Annotated in this window: 7 protein-coding genes and 1 pseudogene; 5 read left to right on the top strand and 3 right to left on the bottom strand. The window is 73.4% G+C overall.

The window, feature by feature from the left end:
- Positions 1 to 177: 177 nt before the first annotated feature.
- Positions 178 to 939: a VOC family protein gene (locus ACQRUO_RS24360; protein WP_428318177.1), complete on the bottom strand. Its 762-nt coding sequence runs from the start codon at positions 937 to 939 to the stop codon at positions 178 to 180.
- A gap of 354 nt (positions 940 to 1,293) precedes the next feature.
- Between ACQRUO_RS24360 and gdhA the strand changes: the two genes are divergently transcribed.
- Positions 1,294 to 2,652, top strand: coding sequence for an NADP-specific glutamate dehydrogenase (gene gdhA / locus ACQRUO_RS24355; protein WP_428318176.1), 1,359 nt, complete (start codon positions 1,294 to 1,296; stop codon positions 2,650 to 2,652).
- 307 nt (positions 2,653 to 2,959) lie between these two features.
- A complete protein-coding gene (locus ACQRUO_RS24350; protein WP_428318175.1) occupies positions 2,960 to 3,634 on the top strand; it encodes a DUF4360 domain-containing protein in 675 nt (224 codons plus the stop codon).
- A gap of 12 nt (positions 3,635 to 3,646) precedes the next feature.
- On the opposite strand, the gene ACQRUO_RS24345 is transcribed toward ACQRUO_RS24350, so the two are convergent.
- Complete coding sequence (locus ACQRUO_RS24345; protein WP_428318174.1) at positions 3,647 to 4,558, bottom strand: siderophore-interacting protein; 912 nt, start codon at positions 4,556 to 4,558, stop codon at positions 3,647 to 3,649.
- 161 nt (positions 4,559 to 4,719) lie between these two features.
- Between ACQRUO_RS24345 and ACQRUO_RS24340 the strand changes: the two genes are divergently transcribed.
- Positions 4,720 to 5,520: a hypothetical protein gene (locus tag ACQRUO_RS24340; RefSeq protein WP_428318173.1), complete on the top strand. Its 801-nt coding sequence runs from the start codon at positions 4,720 to 4,722 to the stop codon at positions 5,518 to 5,520.
- A 33-nt stretch (positions 5,521 to 5,553) separates the two neighbouring features.
- On the opposite strand, the gene ACQRUO_RS24335 is transcribed toward ACQRUO_RS24340, so the two are convergent.
- Positions 5,554 to 7,353 carry an Imm49 family immunity protein gene (locus ACQRUO_RS24335; protein ID WP_428318172.1) on the bottom strand — a complete coding sequence of 600 codons (1,800 nt, stop codon included), beginning with the start codon at positions 7,351 to 7,353 and terminating at the stop codon, positions 5,554 to 5,556.
- Positions 7,354 to 7,559: 206 nt separating this feature from the next.
- On the opposite strand from ACQRUO_RS24335, the gene ACQRUO_RS24330 reads away from it, so the two are divergent.
- Both ACQRUO_RS24330 and ACQRUO_RS24325 read left to right on the top strand, forming a co-directional pair.
- Positions 7,560 to 8,906 carry a YncE family protein gene (locus ACQRUO_RS24330; protein ID WP_428318171.1) on the top strand — a complete coding sequence of 449 codons (1,347 nt, stop codon included), beginning with the start codon at positions 7,560 to 7,562 and terminating at the stop codon, positions 8,904 to 8,906.
- A 22-nt stretch (positions 8,907 to 8,928) separates the two neighbouring features.
- Positions 8,929 to 9,055, top strand: a pseudogene (locus tag ACQRUO_RS24325) (FAD-dependent oxidoreductase); the annotation flags it as partial.

Here is a 9,055-nt window from a genome sequence, read left to right as displayed (position 1 = left end):
GACACGCCGTTGGGGGTGTGGGGCGGAAGGTGAGGGACAAAAGGGGGGTGGGTTCCCCCCCTTTGCTGCTTGTTGGGCAGTTCTGCCCCTGCCCGGTGCGGCTGCCACCGCACCGGGCAGGGCCACGGCTACAACCAGGCAGGGCCCACGGCTACCCCACGACGCCCGCCACCCCGGTCATCCCGCGCGCGGCGTGAAGAGGCCGAACGAGGCGCCCTGCGGGTCCTTGACCACGGCGATCCGCGGGCCGTTCTCCATCTCCACGTCGGCCGGGCCGTACGCCGGCTCGCCACCGAGCTTCACGGCGGCGTTCACGGCGGCGTCCACGTCCGCGACCCAGAAGTACGGGGTCCAGTGCGAGGGGACGCCGGGCGGGAACGCGTCGCCCATCTCCATCATCCCGCCGAACATCTTGTCCGCCATGCCCACCATCGGATAGTCGGGGTGCGGCCAGACCCGCCAGTCGAACACGGCCTGATAGAAGGCCAGCGCGGCCTCCAGGTCCCTGGTCGCCAGGTCGATCCAGCCGAAGGCGTTCGGCTCACCCACCACGCCGAAGCCGCTGAACTCCCGCGCCTGCCAGAGCGTGAACGGCGCGCCCGTCGGGTCGCTCAGCAGCGCCCAGCGGCCCAGCCCGCCGACGTCCATCGGCCCCATCCACAGCTGCGCGCCCGCCTGCTTCGCCGCCTCCGCCGTGGCATCGGTGTCGGTGACGGCGAACGAGAGCTGCCACTGGACCGGCTGCTGCGGGTTCATCAGCGGGGCGACCGCGGCGGCGGGGGCGCCGGCCAGCGAGAAGACGGTGTAGCCGCCGTACTGCGGGTCGGGGTCGGTCTCAGCGGTCCAGCCGAACAACTCACCGTAGAACTGCTTGGCCGCCTCGGGCTCGGTGGTGCTCAGCTGGGTCCAGCACGGGGAGCCTGGGAGGATTCCGGTCACCTTCAACGCAAGGGCCTCTCGACGTCGGGTTCAGCGAGCCAGCTCCCCATCTAATCCCGCACCCGGGCGGCGCGCCGGGAAGTGCCGGCTGGTGTCGTCGAGTGATTTTCGAGCGCGGTCGGCGACCGCCCGCCGAGCGGCCGGCGCGGCACGGGTCTTGAGATAGCTTCAACAAAATGTGAGACTACGGGCCCCAGCAGGCAGCGGCACCGGAAACCGTCCCGCACCCGCTGCAACTTGACGCACTCGACGCATCGTCAAGCCGAACGCAACGCCGCGTTCCGCATGCTGGGATGACCGCGGTCGCCGACCGGCACCGCGCGCTCCGTCACAGCACCGGGAGGGACCGATCCGATGTCGGCACGCACCTTCGAAAGCGCTTCCGTGGAGTCCGTCTACGCGGAGATCCTCCGCCGCAACCCCGGCGAAGCAGAGTTCCACCAGGCAGCGCGCGAGGTGCTGGACAGCCTCGCCCCGGTGCTCGCGGCCCGTCCCGAGTACGCCCGGGCCAAGCTGATCGAGCGGATCGCCGAGCCGGAGCGGCAGCTGATGTTCCGGGTGCCGTGGCTGGACGACGAGGGCACGGTGCAGGTCAACCGCGGCTTCCGGGTCGAGTTCAACAGCGCGCTCGGACCGTACAAGGGCGGTCTGCGCTTCCACCCGTCGGTGAACCTCGGCATCGTCAAGTTCCTGGGCTTCGAGCAGATCTTCAAGAACGCCCTGACCGGGCTGAACATCGGCGGCGGCAAGGGCGGCAGCGACTTCGACCCGCGCGGCCGCAGCGACGCCGAGGTGATGCGCTTCTGCCAGTCGTTCATGACCGAGCTGTACCGGCACCTGGGCGAGCACACCGACGTGCCGGCCGGTGACATCGGCGTCGGCGGTCGCGAGATCGGCTTCCTGTTCGGCCAGTACCGCCGGATCACCAACCGCTGGGAGGCCGGGGTGCTGACCGGCAAGGGCCTGGCCTGGGGCGGTTCGCAGGCCCGCACGGAGGCCACCGGCTACGGCAACGTGCTCTTCACCGCCGAGATGCTGAAGCGCCGCGGCGAGGACCTGGAGGGCCAGACGGTCACCGTCTCCGGCTCCGGCAACGTGGCGATCTACTCGATCGAGAAGGCCCAGGCGCTCGGCGCCAACGTGATCACGGCCTCCGACTCGCAGGGCTACGTGGTGGACGACAAGGGCATCGACGTCGCCCTGCTGAAGCAGGTCAAGGAGGTCGAGCGCGGCCGGGTCAGCGACTACGCCGAGCGGCGCGGCAGCTCCGCCCGCTACATAGCCGGCGGCAGCGTCTGGGACGTCGCCACCGACGTCGCCCTGCCCTCCGCCACCCAGAACGAGCTGGGCGCCGAGGCCGCCGCCGTCCTGGTGCGCAACGGCGTCAAGGCCGTCTCGGAGGGGGCGAACATGCCCACCACCCCCGAGGCCGTGCGCATCCTGCAGCAGGCCGGGGTCGCGTTCGGCCCGGGCAAGGCCGCCAACGCGGGCGGCGTCGCCACCAGCGGACTGGAGATGGCGCAGAACGCCGGTCGCGACTCCTGGTCCTTCGCCCAGGTCGAGGACCGCCTGGCCGGGATCATGCGCAGCATCCACGACACCTGCTTCGAGACCGCCGCCCGCTACGGGGCGCCCGGCGACTACGTCCTGGGCGCCAACGTCGCCGGCTTCGAGCGGGTCGCGGACGCGATGCTGGCACAGGGGCTGATCTGACGTCGCAGCACCTGACGGCCCGACCAGGGCCGTGAACCACGGCGCCGCACCCGCCACTCACGGCGGGTGCGGCGCCGTTCTGCGGCGTGCTGTGCTGATCTGCGGCGTGCTGTGCTGATCGCGCCGAGGGCGCGACCTGCCGGGCCAATGGCCGAAAGTGAGACTGTCGGCACCTTCGGTGGTCGCCTACGGTCGGAGCTCCGAACGGGCGGGTGTCATGGACACGACGTACATGTCGACACGTGACGTCCGGCACCCGCTCCCGGGCATCGACCCCATCGACCCCATGCCTCCCCAGGGAGATCCCATGCGCCGTTCCCTCCCCGTGGCCGCCGTCGCCGCCACGGCCGCGCTGCTCTCGCCGCTCGCCCTCGCCGGCGCCGCACAGGCCCGGAGCGCCACACCCGCACCGAGCCCCGCCCGCGCCACGATCCCCGGCTTCACCATCGGCCTGGTCAGCCTCAACGGCTCCGGCTGCCGCGCCGGGACGGCGGCCGTCGCCCCCTCCCCCGACGGCACCGCCTTCACCGTCAGCTACAGCAACTACCTCGCCCAGAGCGGCGCCGGCACCAGCCCGACCGACTTCCGCCGCAACTGCCAGCTCACCGTGCAGGTCAACGCCCCGCAGGGCTTCACCTACGCCGTCGCCGAGGCCGACTACCGCGGCTACGCCTACCTCGCCCCCGGCGCCAGCGCCGTGGAGCAGGCGAACTACTACTTCCAGGGCATGCCGCAGACCGTCAGCGCCTCGCACCCCTTCAGCGGCCCGGTGGACGAGGACTGGCAGGCCACCGACACCGCGAACATCGCCAGCCTGGTCTGGTCCCCGTGCGGCGAGATCCGCGACCTGAACATCAACACCCAGCTGCGGGTCAGCCAGGGCAGCGCCGACCCGGGCAGCACGAGCTTCATGACGATGGACTCCACCGACGGCAGCCTCACCACCATCTACCACCTCGACTGGGCCCAGTGCCCCCGCTGAGCAGCGGCGAGGTCAGCCCACCGGCTGCTGCTGGGCCGGCCGCTGCTGTGACGACTCCTGCTGGCCCGGCTCCTGTTGGGCCGACTCCTGCTCGGCCTCCACCCGGGCGTTCCACTCCCGCTTGGCCGCCCGCCAGTCGTCGTCGTTCTGGCCGAACCGCCAGTAGCCCGAGATCGACAGCTGCTCGCGCGGGATCCCGCGCTCCAGCCGCAGCTGGCGGCGCAACTCCTTGACGAAGCCCGCCTCGCCGTGCACGAAGGCCGACACCGTCCCGGCCGGGACGTCCAGCGCCGTCACCGCCTCGATCAGCGCCGCGCCCACCGGACGCTCACCGCGGTGCAGCCAGCTGACCTCCACACCGGCCGGCGAGGCGATCTTCTGCTCCTCGGCGGCGTCCGCGACCTCGACCAGGGCGTGGCCCACGGCGCCGTCCGGCATCCGCTCCAGCGCGGCGGCGATCGCCGGCAAGGCGCTCTCGTCGCCGGCCAGCAGGTGCCAGTCGGCGGCTGGATCCGGGGCGTACCCGCCACCGGGACCGAGGAAGTGGACCGTCTCACCGGGCTGCACCCGGGCCGCCCACGGACCGGCCAGCCCCTCGTCACCGTGCACCACGAAGTCGACGCTGAGCTCGCCCGACACCGGGTCCCAGGCCCGCACCGTGTACGTCCGGGTCACCGGCCACTGCTCGCGCGGGAACTCCTCGCGGATCCGCGCGAGGTCGAAGGGCGCCGGGTAGCCGGCCCAGCTCGTCCCCGCCGGCGCGAAGAGCACCTTGATGTAGTGGTCGGTGAACTCGGTGGCATCAAACCCGCCCAGCCCCGCCCCGCCGAGCACCAGCCGCACCATGTGCGGAGTGAGTCGCTCGGTGCGCAGCACCCGTGCTTCACGGACCCGCGGCACCCTGCGCGCCGACTGCTCTGCCATGAGGCTCCCCCTGTTCCGGCATGACAACCATGCATCGATTAGGTTTGCCTAACCTAACACCTCGGATCGCTATGCGCACCGCCGAGCCCGTCCGGCCGACGCCGGTCGGGGCCGGCCGAATCCGCTGGCGTCGGCAGCGTGGCGACGACGAGACTGCCCCGGTGAACACCCTGCCGCCGGCTCCCGGCCGGCCTCCCCTGGCGTCGCCGGATGTCCGCAACCGTTACCTCGCCCCCGACTTCGCGGGCATGGACGACCTGGTCGCCGACCTGGTGCTGCCCGTCCATGCGCCCGCCCACGTGCTCAGTGCGCTGGAGACCGCGCGAGAGCTGCTCCGGCACTCCTACTTCCGGTACGAGTTCGCCACCGTCGCCGCCGCGCACGCGCTGTTCGCCGTCGAGCAGGCCCTTGGCGAGCGGCTCGGTGTCGAGGAACCGCTCGGGCGACTCATCGAGCTGTCCCCCGTCGCCGGACTGCTGCCGGCCGAACTCGCCGAGCGGCTCGACCGGAGCCGGCAGCTCCGCGACCGGCTGAGCCACGGCACCGCGACCAGCGGCGTCCTGCGGCCGCAGCGGGCCGTCGTGTTGGTGCGGGCTGCCTTCGACGCCGCGGCCCTGCTCTTTCCCCCGCCGCCGCCCGCACCCGCGGCGGACCGATCCGCGGGGCTGCTCGGCCGGCTGTGGGAGGAGCACCGGCGCACGCCCTTCCCCGAGAGCTTCCGCGGGGTGGACGTCGGGGGCGAGGACCTGGTCCTCCTCGACGCGGACGTCGCCGGGCTCGTGCTGCGGGAGTTGACCGGCGGCGGACTCGACGGTGACGGGCTCGCCATCCTCTGGCGCTGCCTCACCGCCCTCGACGCGGTCCTGCCGTCGCTCGGCGAGGCGTACTGCACCTCCTATTGCACGCGACTGCGGACGATCGCCCGGCTCGCGGCTGCGCGCCACCTCCCCGACGCGAGCTGAATCGGCGCGGCCTCGATCGATGCGTCGACTGCCTCAGGCCGATGCGCCGCCCTGGAACAGCCGCGGCGGGAGGTACGAGGAGTCGACGCGGATCCGCCAGCGCCGGCTGCGGTGGGCGTGGCAGGCCAGGGCCAGGATGTCGAGGTTGAGCGCAGCGTCGGGGGCGGCCGCCCGGGCGGCGACCTGGTGGAAGGCGCGGTGGGCTTCGAGGGCGTCGGCCAGGGCCAGGTTGAAGCTCTCCTCGTCCCCGTCGACGAGTTGCGAGAGGAGGACCGCGGGCGGCGGCAGGAAGCCGCGGTCCCTGCCGTCCCCGAACGTCCGCAGCGCCTGCTCGGTCGCCGGCTCCGGGTCCACGCCGCGGAAGTAGTCGTGCAGCGCCCGGCGGTAGCTGCTGGTCGGGCCGTCGTCCTTGGTGCTGACGGCGGGGCCGGTCCGCACCAGCACGGCCAGGTGCTCGGGCACGCCGGTGATCAGCGCGAAGTCGACGGCGCTCTGCCACTGGGGCGGGTCGGTCCGCCAGTCCCGGGTGGCGGGGTAGCCGAAGGTCCGGCCGTCGATGGTGACCCGGGCCTCGGTGCCCGGGTCGGCGAGGGCGACCCGGAAGACCGCCGCCGCCAGCTGGGCGGCCTGCCGCAGGTTGGTCAGCTGGGCGTCGGTGAGATCGGCGCTGTGCCAGGCCCGCAGCTTCAGGACGATCTCCTGGCACTGCAGGGCACTGGCGAGCAGGGAGTAGCGCGGAGGCTTGCCGTCGGTCGGGTCGAGCGCGAGCCCGAGGCGCTCCTCCAGCCCGGCCTCGTCCTCCGGGTTCTGCGGCCGCACCGGGGCGGGGCGCTCCACCACCAGGGGCCCACTCGCCAGCGCGGCGACCGCGTCCGGTCGGCGGTCACGGCCCAGGCCCCCGACCCGTGGTCCGGCGCTCTCGAACCCGCTCACCAGCGTGCGCGGGAGGTAGTCGGTGTCGACCTCCGGCGTCCAGCCGGGGCCGCGGTGGCCGAGCGCGGCCAGCGCGAGCGGCAGCAGTGGGAGCAGACTGCTCGGACGGGCGCCGGGCCCACAGGAGTCGCGGTGCGCCTGCAGCAGGGCGGTCAGCCCGGTGTCGAAGGCCGCCCGGTCCGCGGCGGCCAGGGCACGCAGGGTGCACAGCGCGACGGTGTGCGGCCGGTCGGCGAGGTCGACGCCGTGGTCCGCCGCCCGGCGGTCGATCCGGGCCAGCGCGGCGTCGATGGCGGCCAGCTTCGCCTCGGCGCTCGGCGGGTGGTCGGCGTCCTCGTCCCCCGTGTCGCCGCTCACCTGGGCCATGAAGCCGTTGACCAGTTCGACGGCGGGGGTGCCGGCCGCGGTCCGGTCGAACTCCGCGCGGGCGAAGTGGAAGGCCTCCCCGTGCCGGCCGGTCGCGTCGGAGAGGATCGCCAGGCAGAAGGCGTCGAGCCACTCCGACGGGGTGACGGCCTCCTCGGCGGCGTCCCAGCCGTCCCCGCCGTCCCCGCCGTCCCCGTCGTCCCCGGCATCCTCGCGCCGGTAGCTCATCCCGAAGTTCAGGTAGTCGAGGACGACGTGGAAACTCCCGTGCGGGAAGTACGCCGCGTACGCGACGGCGCCGGCCGCAGCCTCGGTGGCGGCCTTGAGCACGGCCGCGGCCTGCGGGCCGGTCAGCTCGGGGTCCGCGGCGGACAGGGCGCCGAGGTGGTCGAGGAACTCGTCCGCGATCAGCTGCCACTCGCTGCTGGTCATCCGGCCGGCCCGCGACATCGAGTGGACCTCGCCCCCGATCCGCTCGGCGAAGCCCTCGCGCGCCGCCGACACCGCGGCCGCGCCCACCTGGTGACGTTCCATCCGCACAGCCATGCTCCTTGCCTCCCCGACCTGCCGCCTCAGCGTAGGGGGTGCCGCCGACAGCCCGGCGCGGTACCGCCGACAGCCCGGCGCAGTGCCGCCGGCAACCCGGCGCAGTGCCGCCCGTTGTCGGTGCCACGTGATCCACTTCCGGCACGCTCAGATCCGAGCGCAACCCTTCCCTCCGTCATCCGGACAGGAGCTCCATGCGCCACCAGACCGTCTCCCGAGCCGCAGCCGCCGCAATCAGCGCCGGCGTCCTCGCCTCGGCCGGCCTGTTCACCGCCCCGGCCGAGGCCGCGGCGCCGCCCGCCACCACGACCGTGGCCCTGCCGATCGCGCACTACTCGCACCTGCTGGTCGACGCCGCGCACCAGCACCTCTTCATCAGCAGCGGCCCCGGGTACGGCACCATCCTGGTGACCGACTTCAGCGGGCAGACCGTCGCCACCCTCGCCAACGAGCCCGGCGCCACCGGGCTGGCCCTCTCCCCGGACGGCGGCACGGTCTACGCCGCGCTGGCCGGCGGTGACGCCGTCTCGGCGATCGACACCACCAGCCTCACCGAGACCGCCCGCTACGCCACCGGCGCCGGGACCACCCCGACCTACGTCGCCGCCACCGCGGGCAAGGTGTGGTTCGGCTACGGCGGCGCCGCCCAGGGCGGGATAGGCTCGATCGACCCGAGCACCAGCCCGGCCACCGTCACCCTGCGGGCCGCGGCCGGCACCTGGTACTCGGCGCCGCTGGTCGTGGCCAACCCGAACGGCGAACTCGTCGCCGCCGAGCCGGGCCAGAGCCCCGACCAGCTGGCCAGCTACGACGTCTCCGGCGGCACCGCGACCGTGCTCGCCGCGCAGCAGTACGTGATGTCCGCCGGCAACCTGATCGACCTGCAGCTCACCCCGGACGGCAGCCAGGTGGTGACGGCCAGCGGCTCCCCTTACTACCACCAGGTGTTCAAGGTCGCCGACCTCTCCCAGGCCGGCCAGTACAACAGCTCCACCTACCCGAACGCGGTCACCGTCGCCGCCGACGGGACGGTGCTGGCCGGGGTCTACAACCCGGGCGGGACCTCGGTCTACGTCTTCGCCCCGGGCAACGCCGCCCCGCTCCGGTCGTACGGCCTCTCCGGCACCCTGGCGCCGGCCGGTCTGGCCGTCAGCGGGGACGGCAGCGAGCTGTTCGCGATCGCCGCCGACGGGAGCGGCGGTCACCCGGTCCTCAACATCATCCCGACCCCCGAGCAGGCCGCCGCGACCCTCACCGTCACCGGTCCGACCGGCGCCGCCGCCGGCTCGGAGCTCACCCTGACCGGTTCGCTCGGCGGCGCCGCACCGTTCACCGGCGGGCAGAACGTGCACGTGACCCGGGTGGACGCGGCCGACCCCGACGGCGTGGCCCTGCCCGACGTCACCACCGCGGCCGACGGGTCGTTCGGCGTCACCGACGTGCCGCCCGCCGGTGGCACCGTCACCTACCAGCTCTCCTTCGACGGCACCACCCACCTGGCCGCCGCCTCCACCAGCACCACCGTCACGGTCACCCCGTAGTCCCCCCGGCTGAGGTGCGGGGCGGTCCGCGATCGCCGTGGACGGGCGCGGCCGCACCAACGTGCCGCACATCTTCGCCATCGGTGACGTCACCGCCAAGCTGATGCTGGCGCACGCCGCCGAGGCCATGGCCGTGATCGCCGCCGAGA

This window comes from Kitasatospora sp. LaBMicrA B282, assembly GCF_050325825.1.
In the GTDB taxonomy this organism is placed as follows: Bacteria; Actinomycetota; Actinomycetes; order Streptomycetales; family Streptomycetaceae; genus Kitasatospora.
This window is presented reverse-complemented; position numbering and strand designations above follow the sequence as displayed.